Annotated in this window: 15 protein-coding genes; 3 read left to right on the forward strand and 12 right to left on the reverse strand. The window is 67.7% G+C overall.

All coding sequences use genetic code 11. The features are described 5' to 3' along the window. Positions 1 to 54: 54 nt before the first annotated feature. Positions 55 to 1,635, reverse strand: a complete 1,581-nt coding sequence (locus ACAM49_RS31900) for a flavin-containing monooxygenase (protein ID WP_369639272.1) — start codon at positions 1,633 to 1,635, stop codon at positions 55 to 57. Between the two features lie 141 nt (positions 1,636 to 1,776). Between ACAM49_RS31900 and ACAM49_RS31905 the strand changes: the two genes are divergently transcribed. Further along, positions 1,777 to 2,526 carry an enoyl-CoA hydratase-related protein gene (locus tag ACAM49_RS31905; protein WP_369639273.1) on the forward strand — a complete coding sequence of 250 codons (750 nt, stop codon included), beginning with the start codon at positions 1,777 to 1,779 and terminating at the stop codon, positions 2,524 to 2,526. A 4-nt stretch (positions 2,527 to 2,530) separates the two neighbouring features. On the opposite strand, the gene ACAM49_RS31910 is transcribed toward ACAM49_RS31905, so the two are convergent. The 11 genes from ACAM49_RS31910 to ACAM49_RS31960 all read right to left on the reverse strand — a co-directional run bounded on the left by ACAM49_RS31910 (position 2,531) and on the right by ACAM49_RS31960 (position 14,406). Continuing rightward, entirely contained in the window at positions 2,531 to 4,108 is a 1,578-nt protein-coding gene (locus tag ACAM49_RS31910) for an FAD-dependent oxidoreductase (protein WP_369639274.1), read from the reverse strand. 10 nt (positions 4,109 to 4,118) lie between these two features. Continuing rightward, positions 4,119 to 4,712 carry a hypothetical protein gene (locus tag ACAM49_RS31915; protein WP_369639275.1) on the reverse strand — a complete coding sequence of 198 codons (594 nt, stop codon included), beginning with the start codon at positions 4,710 to 4,712 and terminating at the stop codon, positions 4,119 to 4,121. 16 nt (positions 4,713 to 4,728) lie between these two features. Then, positions 4,729 to 5,700: an MlaD family protein gene (locus ACAM49_RS31920; RefSeq protein ID WP_369639276.1), complete on the reverse strand. Its 972-nt coding sequence runs from the start codon at positions 5,698 to 5,700 to the stop codon at positions 4,729 to 4,731. After that, complete coding sequence (locus tag ACAM49_RS31925) at positions 5,697 to 6,731, reverse strand: MlaD family protein (protein WP_369639277.1); 1,035 nt, start codon at positions 6,729 to 6,731, stop codon at positions 5,697 to 5,699. The genes ACAM49_RS31920 and ACAM49_RS31925 overlap by 4 nt, the downstream gene beginning before the upstream one ends. Then, positions 6,728 to 7,828 carry an MlaD family protein gene (locus tag ACAM49_RS31930; RefSeq protein WP_369639278.1) on the reverse strand — a complete coding sequence of 367 codons (1,101 nt, stop codon included), beginning with the start codon at positions 7,826 to 7,828 and terminating at the stop codon, positions 6,728 to 6,730. The genes ACAM49_RS31925 and ACAM49_RS31930 overlap by 4 nt, the downstream gene beginning before the upstream one ends. Further along, positions 7,828 to 8,817: an MlaD family protein gene (locus ACAM49_RS31935; RefSeq protein ID WP_369639279.1), complete on the reverse strand. Its 990-nt coding sequence runs from the start codon at positions 8,815 to 8,817 to the stop codon at positions 7,828 to 7,830. The genes ACAM49_RS31930 and ACAM49_RS31935 overlap by 1 nt, the downstream gene beginning before the upstream one ends. After that, positions 8,805 to 9,827, reverse strand: a complete 1,023-nt coding sequence (locus tag ACAM49_RS31940) for an MlaD family protein (RefSeq protein WP_369639280.1) — start codon at positions 9,825 to 9,827, stop codon at positions 8,805 to 8,807. The genes ACAM49_RS31935 and ACAM49_RS31940 overlap by 13 nt, the downstream gene beginning before the upstream one ends. Then, entirely contained in the window at positions 9,824 to 10,810 is a 987-nt protein-coding gene (locus ACAM49_RS31945; RefSeq protein WP_369639281.1) for a mammalian cell entry protein, read from the reverse strand. The genes ACAM49_RS31940 and ACAM49_RS31945 overlap by 4 nt, the downstream gene beginning before the upstream one ends. Positions 10,811 to 10,814: 4 nt before the next feature. Further along, positions 10,815 to 11,681 (reverse strand): ABC transporter permease, encoded by an 867-nt coding sequence (locus ACAM49_RS31950; protein WP_369639282.1) that lies wholly within the window; start codon positions 11,679 to 11,681, stop codon positions 10,815 to 10,817. Further along, entirely contained in the window at positions 11,681 to 12,550 is an 870-nt protein-coding gene (locus tag ACAM49_RS31955) for an MlaE family ABC transporter permease (protein ID WP_369639283.1), read from the reverse strand. Before ACAM49_RS31955 ends, ACAM49_RS31950 begins: the two co-directional genes overlap by 1 nt. 185 nt (positions 12,551 to 12,735) lie before the next feature. Further along, a complete protein-coding gene (locus ACAM49_RS31960) occupies positions 12,736 to 14,406 on the reverse strand; it encodes a hypothetical protein (RefSeq protein ID WP_369639284.1) in 1,671 nt (556 codons plus the stop codon). Positions 14,407 to 14,606: 200 nt separating this feature from the next. Here ACAM49_RS31960 and ACAM49_RS31965 point away from each other — a divergent pair, with 200 nt between their 5' ends. Together ACAM49_RS31965 and ACAM49_RS31970 are read left to right on the forward strand one after the other, a co-directional pair. Then, entirely contained in the window at positions 14,607 to 15,710 is a 1,104-nt protein-coding gene (locus ACAM49_RS31965; RefSeq protein WP_369639285.1) for an AraC family transcriptional regulator, read from the forward strand. Positions 15,711 to 15,833: 123 nt separating this feature from the next. Then, a partial coding sequence (locus ACAM49_RS31970; RefSeq protein ID WP_369639286.1) for a GMC family oxidoreductase N-terminal domain-containing protein occupies positions 15,834 to 16,616 on the forward strand: 783 nt, incomplete at its 3' end.

The following is a 16,616-nucleotide window of genomic DNA, read 5'->3' on the forward strand; positions in this document are numbered from 1 at the left end:
GGTTTCCTGGGTCTGGCCACCGCGTCAGTATCGGCCAACACGGCGGACCTCACATCAGAGTCCATGTGCCACTCCTTGATTCGGAGTTACACCGTTGTTCTTACAGTCCCGGGTGTAGTGGTAGTGGTTGAGGGGGAAGTGTTTGTTGCCCCACCACATTTCGGTGTGGGTGGTGGGGCGGATGGCGGCTACGTCGTGGTGGGTGTTGATGTAGTAGGTGTTGGAGGATTCGCAGTCGTTGGTTTGCCAGAGGGCGGATTTGTGGCGGCGGAGGGATTTGCGCCAGTAGGCGTCGTGGGGGGATTGGCGGATTTCTACCGAGGTGGCTTGGCGGTCGCGGGCCGCGGTGATGGCTCGGCGGGCGTGGGCGGCGGTGCATTCGATCATGGCTATGTAGGAGGCTGCCGCGAAGCCGTAGGGGCCGGTGATGAGGAAGAGGTTGGGGAAGTTGGGGATGGAGACGCCTTGGTAGGCCTGGAAGCGGTTGTCCTGCCAGAACTTTCCGAGTTCGAGTCCGCGGCCGTGGATGGGGAAGGGCGGGGTGGCGCCGGTTTCCATGACCTTGAAGCCGGTGGCGCAGACCAGGACGTCGATCTCGTGTTCGGCGCCGTCGGTGGTGACCACGGCGGTGGGGGTGATCTTGTCGATGGGGGTGGTGATGAGAGAGACATGGTCGCGGGTGAAGGTGCGCAGGTAGCGGTTGGAGACCGAGGGGCGTTTGCAGCCCAGGGCGTAGTCGGGGGTCAGCTGTTCGCGTAGCTTCTCGTCGCGGACCTGGGTTCCGTACCAGCGCTTGATCATTCGGCCGGTGAAGCGGACGGCCGGGCCGGTGGTGCGGTAGAAGACGCCCGCGGTGGATACGCCGGTGTCGAAGGTGGCCATGACGGCCAGGCGCACCAGTCGGCGCAGGCCGGGCACGATGTCGAGGGCCTGCTTGAGACCCCAGTCGATGCGGAAGTCGACCTTGGGCACCACCCAGATGGGGGTGCGCTGGAACACCGTCAGGTGCGAGGCGACATCGGCCAGCTCCGGAATCAATTGCAGCGCTGTGGCTCCGGTGCCGATGACCGCGATGCGCTTGCCACCGTAGTCATAGTCGTGATCCCAGCGGGCGGTGTGCACGACCTTGCCCGCGAACTCGTCGACGCCGGGGATGTCCGGCATGCGCGGCACTTCCAGGCCGCCGACCGCACCGATGACGAAACGCGCTGTGAACGAGTCGTTCTCGGTGTCGATGCGCCAGCGGTGGGTGTCCTGCTCCCAGGTCGCCCCGGTGACGCGGGTGTTCAGCCGCAGGTGCGGGCGCAGCTCGAACTTGTCGGCGAGCTGATCCGCGTACGCCTTCACCTCGGCGCCGGGCGCGAACAGCCGCGACCAGGTCTGCGGGGCCAGATAGGAGAAGCTGTAGTACACCGATGGAATATCCACGGCCACACCGGGATACGTGTTCGCATGCCAGGTGCCGCCGATATCGGTGTTCTTGTCCAGGATCACGAAGCTCTCGATCCCGGCCTTGCGCAGTTCGACGGCCGCGCCGAGCCCGCCGAATCCCGCGCCGATAATGGCGACCTCGACATCGGGCGTGGTCGGCACGAAGTCGGGAACCGAGTGAAGGTGTTCAGTGGCCGGCGTCATCGCGGACGTGCTCCTTTCGGGTGGTCTCAATATGGAACCTATGTCGCGGGGTTCTCGAACGGTCTTTCCGAGCTGGCCAATTGATTGACAGCCGCTGCCACCCGGTTGGGCGCGCGCCGCGGGGTCGGCCATGATCGGCGCATGACCGTGGATCGAGAACGCGACGGCCGGACCCTGGTGATCCGGATGAACCGCCCGCACAAGCGCAATGCCATCGACGCCGAGATGACCGCGGGCCTGGACGCGGCGCTCAATGACTTCGAGGACGACCCGGACCTGTGGGTCGCGGTCCTGACCGGCACCGAGACCATGTTCTCGGCGGGCACCGACCTGGCCGCCGGGCCGGGCGAGAAGACCGCGCGCGGCGGCGAATACGGCGTCATCCGCCGGAGCACGAGCAAGCCGATCATCGCCGCGGTCGAAGGGAACGCTCTCGGCGGCGGTATGGAATTGGTGCTGGCCAGCGATCTGGTGGTGGCCGGGCGCACCGCCACCTTCGGTCTGCCCGAGGTGCGGCGCGGGGTCATCGCCACGTGCGGCGGGCTGTTCCGTACCCACCGGGCACTGCCGCTGAATGTCGCGAAAGAACTCCTGCTGACCGGTGATCCGCTGACCGCCGAGCGCGCTTACCAGCTCGGTTTCGTCAACGTGGTCACCGAGCCGGGCCAGGCCGAGAAGTCGGCGCGCGAGCTCGCGCAACGGATCTGCCGCAACGCGCCGGTCTCGGTGCGCGAGAGCCTCAATGCCCTCGAGCAGCTCAACTCCGCCGACGACGAGCAGGCCTGGCGCATCACCGAGGCGGCGATGGCCGCGACGCTGTCCTCCCAGGACACCGCCGAGGGCATCGCCGCCTTCCTGGAGCGCCGCGAACCCCGCTGGAGCGGACGGTAATCCGCTACTCGACGAAGGTCATGGCCCGCTCGGCCATGGCCGTGATCGTCAGGCTCGGGTTCACCCCGACATTGGCCGGAATCGCCGCGCCGTCGCAGACGAGCAGATTCCGATACCCGTAGACCCGGTGCCGCGCGTCGATCACCCCGCTGGCGGGCGAGTCGCCGATGGCCGCACCGCCGAGAATGTGCGCGGTGGTGGGAATCGAGAAGATCGCCTCCGGCGCCGCCGCCCGCACCACCCCGCCGATCTTGGCGGCAATGGCCTCGGCGGCCCGGTAGGCGGCCGGAATGAACTGCGGGATGGGATGTTCCGGATCCTGCACGGTGGTGAGCACCGGATACCCGGTGGGCAGCCGGAACCGCACCTGCAGCGACACCGAGTTGTCCACCGACTCCATCGTGGTCAGCAGCATGGTCCGCCGCGACGCGTGCCGGATCCGGCTGGCCCGCGCGAACCGCACCGGATGCCGCAGGATATTGGCGACGTAATGGAACGGCCGGGTCCGCCGGGTGCCGCGCGGGGTGGCGAGCGTGGTGAGCAGCGACATGAAATCGCCTCCCGCACCGTAGGTTACGGGCTGGATATGGGTGTTCGGCTCCGGGTATACCCCGGAGGTGAGCGCGAGCCCGCGCGAGAAATCGTGTGTGTCGTCGCGCGCGGTCACCGCGAGAATCGATTCGCTGTTGGTCCGCACCAGCGTCCCCAGCCGCGAGGACAGGTCCGGCAGCGACCCGGAGAGCTTGCAGCGCAACAACAGTCGATTCGTACCCAATGCGCCGCCCGCCACCACGACACCGCCCGCCGTATGGGTCTGCCGGTCGCGGCGGAACCAGCGTCCGGTGCGCTCACTGGTCACCACGTACCCGTCACTGCCATCGGCCGCCCCGATCGGCCGGACGTCGGTCACGGTGCGCTCGGCCATAATTCGCGCCCCACGCCGCTCGGCGAACCACAGATAGTTCTTGACCAGCGTGTTCTTGGCATTGTGGCGGCAGCCCAGCAGACACGATCCGCACTGGATACACCCCGCGCGCTCGGGACCTTCACCGCCGAAATACGGGTCGGGCACGGTCTTTCCGGGTTCGCCGAGGAACACACCGACCCTGCTGCGCGCGTAGGTGTCGGCGAATCCGTGCTCGGCGGCGTATTCGCGCAGCAGCGTATCGGCCGTGCCGTCCTCGGACATGCTCGTCACCCCGAGCATGTGTTCAGCTGTGTCGTAATGCGTTTCGAGCTCGGCATCCCAGTCGCCGAGATGCGCCCACTGCGGATTCCGCGCGAACTCCGGCCGACTGCGATACAGCGTGTTCGCATAGGTCAGCGACCCGCCGCCCACCCCCGCGCCGGTCACCACGAACACATCCTTGAACAGCGTCGGCCGGAAGATCCCCCGCATCCCCAACGCCGGCAGAAAGTAATACCGCCACACCTGCGAGGCCCGTTCGGCGAAATCCTCATCGGCGAACCGCCGCCCCGCCTCCAGCACCCCGACCCGATGCCCCTTCTCCGCCAGCCGCAGCGCCGACACGCTCCCGCCGAACCCGGAACCGATGACCAGCCAATCGAAATCCTGTGTCATACAACCCCCGTCACTTGAGCGGTAGCGCGCCGTCGAGCCCGCCCACATCGCTGACCTTCCAGTCCGCATTGCGATCCACCGTCACGTTGTAGGTGACCGTGGTCCGCGCCCCATCGGGATTCTGGGCATTGGTGGAGGAGACATTGACGAAGACGTTCACCTTGTACACCCCTGCCGATTCGCTCACCACCTTCGCCGAGATCGGCGAGCCCGTCGAGGTCCACTTCAACGGCGTCAGCAGATCCTGCAATTTCGGTGCGGTGGACTCGAATTTGGTGGCCAGCGCGGGCGCGGTGTTCTTCTTCAACCGCGCCACCCACGAGTCGAAGTCGGCGAAGTTCACCGTGGACGCGCCGACGGCGTAATCGCTGGCCACCTGCTCGGCGTGAGCGTTGTCGGCGGCCGTGGCCGCACGCGCCGAGAGGTCGTCGTGTGCGGACACCAGCTGAACACCCAGGACGAGGGCGGTGATGGTCGGAACCGCCACCGCGGCCGACCATGCCAGCGTGCGTACCGATACCGAGACCGCGCGCCCCGCCACGGGCTTCCCGGATTCCGTTGCGGCCGTGCCCTCGTCGGCGGTCTTGTCGAGTTCTATGGTCATGACTGTCTCCCGGTGATTACTTGACGGCGATCCGCAGGCGCAGCGTGCCGTCGGGACTGGTGGCATTGAGGGCCTGGCTGATCAAGCTCCCCAGGTCCAGCCGCTGGATCAGCGGCGTCGCGGTGGCGAACAGCGGCGCGACCAGCGGGGCCAGTGGCGCGAGATCGGGCCCCATGGCCCGCAGCCGGTCGGTGAGCTGTTCCAGCCACGGCACCAGCCCGAGCTTGTCCTTGCTGTTCTCCTCGAAGGAATCCGGAATATTGCCCGCCCGGATCACCGCGGCGATGGAGGCCGCGACCTCCGAGACGCGCGGCCCGAAATCGGCCCACGGGCCCGACGCGGTCAGCAATGCCGGTTCCGCCCAATCCATATCGGTGGCGTGCGACTGCAAGGCCAGCAGCATCCGCCGGATCAGATCGGTGCGGCTGACCAGCGTGGCGGCCAGCAGATCGGTGGCCCGCGAGAGCTCCGGCACCACCGCGTCGGTGCCCGCCATTGCCTGGCTGAAGGTGTCCACGATGGACGACAGCGCCGCCGGATCCAGCTGATGCATGAGCCGGGTGGTGGTCGCGGCGACCTCCGGAATCGACACCGGCGCGGCGATCCTGGTGCCGCGCAACGTCTGTCCGTCCCGCAGGAACGGCCCGGCCCCCGACGGCGGCTCGAATTCGATGTAGGGTTCCCCGAGCCCGGACAGCCCGTCGATGCGCACCGCGCTGGCGGTCGGGATCGGATACCGATCCGACACCCGGAACCGCACCAGCACCCCGTCGGCCCCGTGCGACACCTCGGTGACCTGCCCGACCTGCACCCCCGACAGCAGCACCTTCGAGCGCGGCAGCAGCCCGCCCGACTGTGGCACGGTCATGGCCGCGTCGATCTCGTGCCGGAACCAGCTCACCCGCGCCACCCCGAAGGTCAGATACACGCTGCCCAGCACCAGGATCAGCCCGATACTGGCCAGCGAGAGCACCGAACTCGGCTTCACCGGACGACTCCGATCATTCGCAGGGCACGCACCATGGCGTCGAGCCGATCGACCGCGGGATCCTCGCCGATCGTCACCGAGGTGATGTTCACCTTCGGCCCGTTCTGCACGAACGGGATGATCTTGTCCTGCAACAGTGCGACCAGCCGGTTCAGATTCGACGGCGCGCTCAGGTCGAGGGGATTGCGGGCCAGCAGCATCGGCACGAACGCCTCGGCCGCCGCGTCCGCGGCGCGCAGCAGCGGCGCCAGCGGCACCAGCGACTGCCCGATATCGCCGAGCGAGCCGACGATGCCGAGGGTGTTCACCAGCGCCTGCACATCGGCCGGAATGTCGTGCGCCCCTTGCTCACTGAGCAGCGCGTTGAGTTCGCGCGGATTGCCGAGTACGGCGTCGAGGTCGCGCTGGAACGCGTCGAGCGACTTGTCCAGGACATCGAGATTGCCCGACAGGTCCCGGATATCGGTCCCCATCCGATCGACGATCCGCGCGGTGTCCTTGCTGTCGGCGGGCAATACCGCATTGGACTGATCGATGATCTCCTGGATCTGGTGCAGCGCACCGCCGCCCACGAAGGTCGACAGGCCGACCAGCAGATCCTCCACTTGCAGCGCGGGTTTGGTCTGCGCCACCGGAATGACCCCGTTCGCGGGCAGGGTGTGCGTGAAATCGCCCGGGGGAGTGGTGAGTCCGATGAAGACGTCCCCGAGAATCGTGTCCTGCCGCAATTGCGCGGTGGTGCTGATCGGCAGCTGCACCGATTCCTGGATCTCCACCACGGCATCGATGCGCCCGGGCGCGGACGCCGACGGATCGATCACCCGCACCGAGCGCAGGCTCCCGATCTTCGCGCCATTGGCCATCACCTTGGCCTGCGCGGGCAGGTTGAGGGCATTGGCGAATTCGATGTGCACCGGATAGGTCGGCCCGGACACCGAGGCTCCCGGCATCGGCACCGAGGCCGGATCGAAGGCGCATCCGGCGGGCAGCAGCGTCGCGACGGCGACGGCCAGCAGAGCGGTTCGTCTCATCGCGCACCGGCCGTTCCGAAGACCAGCGGTAGCAGATCCACATTCGCCAGACCCTGATCGGTGTTGTGGCACGCGCCGGGACGCAGGGCATTCAGCGCCCCGCACACTTGCTCGGCGTTCTCGGGCGGCAAGGCGACCCGCGGCGGCGCGTACCCGACCTTAACCTGCCCGGTCTGCGGATCGATGAACTGCTCGAACGCGGACAGCAGTCCGGGGAGCATGTTCAAAAGCTGTTGCAGCGAGCCGATGCCCGCCGAGAGCAGCTTCAACTTCGGAATCGCGGCATCGAGCCCGTTGAGAATCGACCGCCCGTACTTGTGCGCGATGGTGTTGAACCACGGCAGGATCACCAGCAGCGAGTCGACGATCTCGACGGTCTCGCCCCACACCGAGTTGATGAAGCCGATGCCCTCGTTGGCCTGGGTGAGTGCCACCTTGATGTCGTTCCAGTTCAGTGAAACACTCTGCGCGAGTGAGGCGAACGCGTCCAGCATCGCGCCCAGATGCCCGACCGCCGCATCGGGATGGTTCATCGCCGCGCCGAGATCCTTGATGAGCTGATTCAGCTTCGGCCCGGTCCCGGTGGTCGACTTGTCGAAGGACTGCACGGCCTCCCGCAGCCGATCCTGCTGCGCCGGATCACCATTGCCGTTGATCTGCTCGGCCAGGCGGGAGAACGCCTCGAGGGTCTGGGTGAGGCTCTTGGGCGTGAACGTCTTGGTGACACAGGTGCCGGTGGGCCAGCGCTCGGGAGATTTGCTGTCGCCCAGCACCTCCAGATCCCGGTCGGCGACCAGGGTGTCCGACACCGTGGTGGCAGTGACCTGACCGTGCAGGGGATGTGCGGCATCCACGGTGAAAGCCACACGCACGGAACCGTTCTCGGGTTCCACGGCGGTGACCTTGCCGACCGGGATGCCGAGCATGGTGACGTGATTGCCCGGGTAGAGGCCGATGGCATCGGGCATGATCGCGCAGTAGCCGAGGGTCTTCTTCACCGGATCGAACGCGATGAGATACGCGACCAGTGCGACCAGCACCATCACCGTCACTCCGACCGCGGTGATGAAGCCCTGTGATCCGAGAAAGCGTTTCATCAGCACTCCCTCCCCGGCAGCGGTATGCAGACCTGGGGCGCGGTGATGACGATCCCCGACTGGTCGACCACCACCCTGTCCTCGGCCCCCGCCGCCGCGGCCAGCCGGTTCTTCAGCTCGCCGAGATTGGTCAGCACCTGGTCGAAGCGCCGACCCAGATCCTCCAGCTGCGGCACCGCGGCCTCCAGCTTGTCCGCCAGCGGTTCGAGTTCGTTGTGCCAGGCGGGCTCGACACCCGCGATCCGCGCCAGCAATTGCGCTGTGACGGTAAGCGATTCGGCGATCTCGGCCTTCTTGGCCAGCCCGTCGGTCTCCAGCGCGCCGATCTTGCGCAGGAAGGTCCCCAGCAGCGACCGGTTGCCGTCGATGGCGGTGAGGTACTCGTCCATCACGGTCAGCGACCGCGATACCGCCGTGTTCTGCCGGTTGATCAGCCCGACCAGGCTCTGCACGGCCTCACCCATGCGCCGCAACCCCTCCGGGCTGCCGGTCAGCGAATCCTGCAGCGCGTCGAAGTTCTTGCGCAGGGTATCGCCGTCGACCTGCGCGATGGGCGCGGTCGCGTCCTGCAGGGTGCGAATCAGGCTGTAGGGCAGCCGGACTCGCTCGGCGGGGATGGTGTGCCTGCCCAGGTCCTTGTCCCCGGCGGGGAACGCCGCGATGTAGTGCCCGCCGACCACGGTGAGCATGCGCACTTCCAAGCTGGTCTGATCGCCCAGGTGCACGTTGTCGTTCACCGTGAACGTCATCCGCACCCGATCCGGCAGCAGCTCCAGCGATTTCACCGCGCCGACGTGAATGCCCGCGACCCGGATCTCATCACCCGCCTTCACCGCCCGCGCCTCGCTCAAATCCGCGGTATACGTGTGCTTTCCGATCGGCAGCACATAGAACGCCGCGGTGGCCACCAGCACCACGGCCAGCACCGCCGCGCCGATCAACCCGTACCGCAGTTCCCGGGCGGCCGTGCCGGGCTTCAGCTTCGGCATATCGACACCCTTTGACCGCTGATCAGCACCGAGAACGGCGCGGGCACCTCGGCGGGCCCCTTCGAACAGGTCAGCTTGACCTCACCGGCCGTGGGCCCGGCCGGCGGCAGCAGATTGGCCAGCGACTGCAGCAGCCCGGGCAGCCGCCCCAGCACGTCGAGCGCTTGATTCGGATCGGGGAACAACAGCTGCAGATCCTTCTCCAGGGTCGGATTCGTGGTCTCGGTCAGGCCGAGGGTCGCCAGCAGGCTGTTCAGCGGCGCCAGCGCCGAGGGCGCGACCGCAGCGAAATGCAGCAGCCCGTCGAGCTCGGTGCGGAAGGAGGTGAACACATCGGCCAGGCCCTTGAGCAGCGTCACCAATTGCGGTGACTTGCCGCCGATCTGGTCGGAGATGGCCTGCAGGTTCGACAACACCAGCGACAGCACCGCCTGCTTGTCGGTGACATAGCGGCTGAGCTTCTCGAAGGCGTCCAGCGCGGGCCCGATGCCATTGCCATTGCCCTGAACCACCGCCAGCACGCTCTCGGTGAACTGGTTGAGCGCACCGGGCGAGAACTCCTGCAACACCGGCTGCAGACCGTTGAACAGCTGGGTGATATCGAACGACGGCACCGTCTTCTCCGCGCTCACCGTCGATCCGGCGCGCAGCCGCTCCCCGGGCGTATCCGGTTGCCGCACATCGACATACCGCTGCCCGGTCAGCGTCTGATACCGGATGGCCAGCCCGCTGGTGACATAGAACGGCCGATCCCGGCGCACCGTGAACCCGATGACCGCGCGAACCCCCTTCAGGTCGATGGCGGTCACCTTGCCCACCTGCACCCCGAACATGCGCACGTCATCGCCGGCCTTCAACCCGCTCACATCGGTGAATTCGGCCTTGTACGAGACGGTTTCGCCGCCGACCGGCCGCACGATGGCATTGACCACCACCAGCAGCAAAGCGATCATGACCGCGGCGAAAGCCCCCAGCCGCCACAGGATTCCGCCCAGGCTCCGCTGTTTCATCGCCCGGCCCCCAGCAGCGTGACGGCCACATTCAGCGTCGGCCCGCCCGGCGTATCGGCGAACATCCGATTCACCCGGTCGATGGTCTCGGTGAGCTGGCTGTGCGAGAGCGCCGGATCCGGCACGGTGTCGGCGAGCGCCTGCACCACCGGGGCCAGTGGATCGGTGAATCCGCCGAAGCTCTGGTACACCACGTCGAGGGTGTGCGCGACGCCCTCCAGCACGCCCTGGCGCAGCATGTCGATCGAGGCGTTGTAGCGGTCGCGTTCGTTGCGGAAGATCTCGATATCCATGATGGCCTTGGCCAATTTGAAGGTCGCCGAGGTGAACGCGCCGAAGCCGTTGAAGAACCCGGCGTACTTCGCCAGCAGGAACGACGACGGGTACTGCTGGGTGTCGGCCACCGCGCGGCTGAGCTCGATCACCGCCTGCAACACCGGGGTGAAGGCGTGTAGATCGCTGTTGAACTGGGTGAGCAGCTGCGTCAGCTTGGGCGTGAGCACCTCGGTGGAGGTCTGGGTGAGCGAGCGCAGCAGCGCGCCCATGGTGACATCGCTGACCCGGCCGCCCAATTCGATCACCTGCCCGCTGCGCAGGGGTGTGCCGCCGGGTGCGGCATGCAGGACCACCGCGCTGATTCCGAACAGGTTCTCCGGCGCGTAGTCGACGCCGAGGGTGTCGGTGAGCCCGGCGGTCTGCCCCGGATCCAGATCCAGCGTGAGCAACTGGCGGCCCTGCTCGAGTGGCCGCACCCCGTCGATGCGCCCGATGGCCACCCCGTCGAAACGCACCGTCGTTCCCGGCACGATGCCCTCGCCGATCTGCTCGGTGCGCAACTGGATTCGCAGGCGCGCACCCGCGCCGCGCTGGTCGAGGGTGTTCCACAGCAGTACCGCCAGCACGACCAGCAGCACGGCGAGCACCCCCAGGAGGCGGGATCGGCCGCGGCCGATGCGCACTCCGGGAATCGCATAGTTCGGCATTGACCTACCCGGGGAATTCGATCGAGGAATTGATGCCCCACAGCAGCAGCGTCAGCACCATGTCCAGGCCGATGATGGCCACGAAACTGGCGCGCACCGCCCGCCCGGACGCGATGCCCACGCCTTCGGGCCCGCCGGTGGCGAAGAAGCCGTAGTAGCAGTGGATCAGGATCACCGCGACACCGAAGACGAGGATCTTCACGACCGCCGCGAGAATGTCGTAGCCGCTGGTGAATTGGAAGAAATAGTGGTCGTACACGCCGCCCGCCTGACCGTGCAGCAGCACGATCACCGTGGAGCAGGACAGGTAGGACAGGATCAGCGCGATCAGGAAGGTCGGCACGATGGCGACCGCGCCCGCGATCACGCGGGTGGTCACCACGAAGGGAACCGACCGCAGGCCGAGGGATTCGATGGCGTCGATCTCCTCGGAGATGCGCATGGACCCGATCTCGGCGGTCATGCGGCAGCCCGCCTGCGCGGCGAAACCGATTGCGGCGGCGATGGGCCCGAGCTCCCGGGTGTTCGCGAACGCCGACACCACACCCGACACCGAGCCCAGACCGATGAGATTGAGCGCCGCGAATGCCTGGATGCCCACGCCCGCCCCGATGGACAGGCCCAGCACGACAAGCATGGGCACGGTGCCGCCGCCGACGATCAAAGAGCCACGGCCCCAGGTCATATCGGTGATGGTGCGCAGAATCTGGCCGCGATAGTGCCGTACCGTCAACGGAATCCCGACCAGCGCCTGCGCGATGAAACCGAGCATGAACCCGGCGTTCTCCAGCGGCGTCCACACCCGGCCCGAACTGCGTGCGAGTCGGGCAACGGTGCGAAAACCCTTGGGCACATACGGAGTAGCGGTCATCACGCCACCCGCATGGGCAGGAACATGGTGACCACCTGGGTCAGCACCAGATTGATGACGATGATCGCCGCCACCGACAGCACCACCGCCGCGTTCACCCCGTCGGCCACCCCGCGCGGCCCGCCCCGCGCCTCCAGCCCGCGCTGGCACGCCACGATCACCACCACGAAGCCGAACAGCACGGCCTTGGCCAGCGAGATCCACACATCGGTGAGGACGGTGAACGCGCCGAAGGTGGCCCAGTAGCTGCCCGGCGTCACATTCTGCGCGCCGATGGCCACGAAGTATCCGGCCACGATGCCGACGAAGATGACGAGGATATTCAGCAGCGGCGCGACCAGAACCATGGCCGCCACCCGCGGAATCACCAACCGGTGCACCGGATCGATGCCCATCACCCGCAGCGCGTCGATCTCCTCGCGCACCGTGCGCGCCCCCAGATCCGAGGCGATGGCCGAGGCGCCCGCGCCGCCGAGCAGCAGCCCCGTCGCGATGGGCGCGCCCTGCTGGATGACGCCCAGCCCGCCGGCCGCGCCGATCAGCGAGTCCGCGCCGAGCTGGTGGATCAGATTGCCCACCTGCACCGACACCACCACCCCGAACGGCACCGCCATGAGAATGGCGGGAATCGCGGTCACGGTGACGAGATACCAAGCCTGCGAGAACATCTCACGCCACTGAAACTTGCCGATGACCAGATCCCGCCCGCCACCCCGCAACGATTCGGCCCCCAGATCGACGGTCCGCCCGAAGGTCCGCAGGCTAGCGATCGCGACATTGGAGAAATTCGCGCGTACGATCCGCCAGCTCTCCCGCACGATCGGCAGGGCGGCACCGCCCCTCGAACGCGTCGCCGATTCGGGCTGCATCCATTTCCTCCCTCCGGCTCTCCCCGCCCGAGCCGAAACCCGAGGGCGCGAACCCTTTCCGCACGCCGTACGTTTGCCCTTGTCAGCACGCTATGCACCCCCGCTACCGCTGCCCATGGCACTGCCAGCCAGCGGGTTGACGTTTTCCGACGTGATCGGCGTCACCCGTCGCTCGGCGGGGCGGGCTAGGACGCGCGGGGGAGCAGTGCCAGGGTTTCGGCGGCGAAGTCGGCGAGGGCGGCCGCGATGGGCTCGGGGGTGCCGTCGGCTCGCGGGTGCGCGCCGGCGGCAAGGTCGCAGTGCAGATAGCCGGGGAACCAGTGGACATTCTCGGACGGGTAGACACCGAGACCCTCGATGACGTGGGTGAAGCTGGATTGGCCCATCAGGTTGACGAAAGGCAGGCGGGCAGCGCCCTTTTCGTGCCGAATCGGGGCGAGTGAGCCGGTGCGGCAGCCGCCGAGGACAGCAGCGGAATCCAGGTTCTGGCGGAGCGGGAAGTAGTCCTCGAAGACGTTCAGCCGCCCGCCCGCCAGGATCTTCGCCAGCTCGACCAGGCTCACCACCTCGCTGGCGGCGGTCGCTATCGGTATCCCGGTGCGCGTGAATTGCCCTGGCGCGTCCGGTGTTCCGCAGCGGTCGTAATCGCGCCAGCCGTACAGGGTCTCGAACGAGGTCGGGCTGAAGCGGGGCGCGGTGCCGCAGGCGGCGGTGTAGAGCGGGCGCAGCCCGCGCCGCTGGCCCGCCTCGAACGAGAGCGGGAAGGTGCGGGGCGCGACCTCCGCGCTGTCCAAGGTGCCGCAGCTCATGGACAGAATGCCCATATTGACCGAGGTGTGCGCGCCGCCGAGCAGTCCGAGCAGGGCCTGGTTGGTAAGCCGTAGCCTGCGGTAATCCGGTGTCCCGGTGAGGAATTCCCGCCAGGTGCGGGCGGTGGAGCCGCGCACCACCGTGTCCGCGGTGCCGCGCTCGGGCAGCAGCCGCAGGATGTCGGATTCCTCGTGCGGCGCGAGGGTGGCGGCCGCGCCCACGGCGGCGACTATCGCGAACGCCTCGGCATTGCCCCAGCCGCCGCGCAGCACCGCCGTGCTGCGCGGGGCGAGTCCGCGGCGCATGGCCGCGGGGACTCGCTCGAGTGTCCGGGCGAGCGCGCCCAGCGGCCGGGCCAGCGCCCGCCGGTCCCGCAATCGCAGCGGATCCAGATGAGTGATGGTGTCCAGCGCCACCAGCCCGGCGATCTGCTCGTGCCCGGGTCGTCCGTCGAAATCCCAGGCGGCGTAGGTGCCCGCCTGGATGCCGCCGAGCGAATGCCCGCCCAGGATCAGCCGCTGCGCACGCATATCGGGATCGGGGATCTCGCGGCGCAGCACCTCGTGGGCGTCCTCGATCGTGCGCGCCGTGCCGAACTCGGCCAGGAATCCGAGATCGCGGTCGCGTTGGAAGCCGCCGAAAAGGCGTCCGCCCACCGGTTTTCCGCCGTAGTAATAGTCGAAGGCGAGGTGGTAGTCGCCCTCGGCCATGGCGACCTCGATGGCCGAATGGTCCTCGACGCCGTTCGCGCGCCGATCCAACACCCACACCTCGGCGGTCACCCCGGCCGCGGCCAGATTGCGAACCGTATTGCGCCCCAGCGGTTGCAGCGACCGCGCGCCCGCGATGGCTCCCGGCAGCAGCGCGATCACCACGTCGGCGGCGGCCGGATCCTCGGGCCCGGTGGCGCGGGCGACCCGCAGGTGTCGCAGCTTGTCGCAGTCGGCCGGATGCGCCGGGAAGCCGTCGGGCAGGGGCACGTGATGGGTCACCATGCTCAGCCGGATGCCGTCCGCGACCTCCAGGAGCTCCTCGGTGCGTGTCACTGCCGAACCTCCCCGTGCGATCCACCGCGTCGATGCGGTCGGATCACGGTAGGCCCATTGCCGCCCGCATGGCTCTGACCGGCGAATATGCGGCGGGAAGGGTGAATATTCTGTCTGTCTGGGTCAATTCTGTCGGATTATCCGTTAACATGCGGCACACTATTGTTTGTAAGTTGTGCCACACTGGCCAGCCTGAGTTGATGCAGAGTGCCATACCCGTGCATGGCCACCTGCTGGAAGTCGATGAGGACAGCGCGCATATGTTCGACTGGGATCTACTGAGAAACACCTCCAGCGTCCACATCATGACGCGCATAGCCGAGGAACGGGGGATGCCCGCGGTGGCCTGCCTGGCTGGGACAGGACTCCCGGTCGAGGCGGTGATCGACCCGAACGCCGAAGTCACGGCCCGGCAGGAACTCACCGTGGTGCGCAATCTGCTCGCCCGGTTCGGCGACGAACCCGGGCTGGGCGTGGAAGCCGGTAGCCGGTACCACATTTCGCTGTACGGGCCCTGGGGTCTGGCCATGCTGTCGAGCCGCACGCTGCGCGACGCGGTCGAGGTGGCGCTGCGCTATGTGGAGCTGGCCTTCGCGTTCGGCCAGCTCGCCTTCGAGGAGTCCGACGGCCGGGCGCGGCTGATCTTCGACGACCGCGAGGTGCCCGAGGACGTGCGCGGCTTCCTGACCGAGCGGGTGATGACCGGCATCCAGATGATCGGCAAGGAACTGTTCTCCGTGGGAATTCCGGTGGAGCGCCTGGCCTTCCGGCACGGCGGGCCCGAGGACACCAGCCGCTACCGCGACGCCTTCGGCATCGAACCGGAGTTCGGCGCGGAACGCAACGAGTTCGCCTTCGCCGCCGCCTACCTGGATCTGCCGCTGCCGCAGGCCAATGAATGGGCGCGCGGCACCTGCGAGCAAATGTGCCGCGATTTGCTGGCACGCCGGCATGCCCGGGTCGGCGTGGCGGGCGCGGTGCGGGATCTGCTGGTGCGCAACCCCGGTCAGATCCCGGATCAGGCGACGGTGGCGGCCGACCTGTTCATGAGCCCGCGCACGCTGTCGCGGCGGCTCAGCGAGGAGGGCACCTCCTTCCGCGCGCTGCTCGACGAGGTGCGGCAGGCGCTGTCGGAAGAACTGCTCGACTTCACCGATATGACCACCGAACAGGTCGCCGCGCGGCTGGGCTATGCGGAGGCGGCGTCGTTCATTCGCGCGTTCCGGCGCTGGAAGGGCTGCCCGCCACAGGAATACCGCACCCGCCACGGGCGCATGGTCACCCGCGTGCCCGAACTGGTTTAACCGCCCCCTTTCCTGCTCGCACGGCGTCGGGAAATATCAATCGCCAGTCCGCGGCGGCCCTGGTTGGGCCGCCCCGACCCCGGATAGCGTCCCCGGGACATCGGTTGTGCGGAAGGGTGCGACGTGGAAACAGCCCAGCCCGGGGACGAGGAATTCGACTTCGATTGGATTGTGGTCGGCAGCGGGTTCGGGGCCAGCGTCAGCGCATTACGCCTGTCCGAGAAGGGATATCGGGTCGGCGTCCTCGAACAGGGCCGCCGATTCGCCGATCACGAATTCGCCGAGAAGGCCACGCAGTTGCGGAAATTCCTGTGGCTGCCGTCGCTGGGCATGCGCGGAATATTGCGGCTGGCGCCCTACAAGCATGTGATGGTGCTGGCCGGAGTCGGGGTGGGCGGCGGCAGCCTGGTGTACGCCAACACCATGTACCAGCCGCAGAGCGATGACTTCTACCGGCATCCGCAATGGGGTGAATTGGTGGACTGGCGTGCGGAATTGGCGCCGCATTTCGAGACCGCGCGGCGCATGTTCGGGGTGGAGCCGTATCCGGGGGAGCGGCCGGTGGACGGGCTCATGCGGGAACTCGCGGGGGAACTCGGTGTGCCGGAAGGATATCGGCACACGCCGATCGCGGTGTATTTCGGGGAACCCGGGAAAACGGTGCCCGACCCGTATTTCGACGGCGCGGGACCGGCGCGCACCGGATGCGTGCGCTGCGGGCAGTGCATGCTCGGATGCCGGTACGGGGCGAAGAACAGTCTGCCGAAGAATTACCTGTGGCTGGCCGAGGCGGCGGGGGCGCGGGTGCTCTCGGATTCGAAAGTGGTCGATATCGCGCCGGTGGGCGCGAGCGACGGCGCGGACGGATATCGGGTGCGGGCGCGGCGGCCGGGCCGGTGGGGGAGG

Source organism: Nocardia sp. JMUB6875 (assembly GCF_041154655.1).
Lineage (GTDB): Bacteria > Actinomycetota > Actinomycetes > Mycobacteriales > Mycobacteriaceae > Nocardia.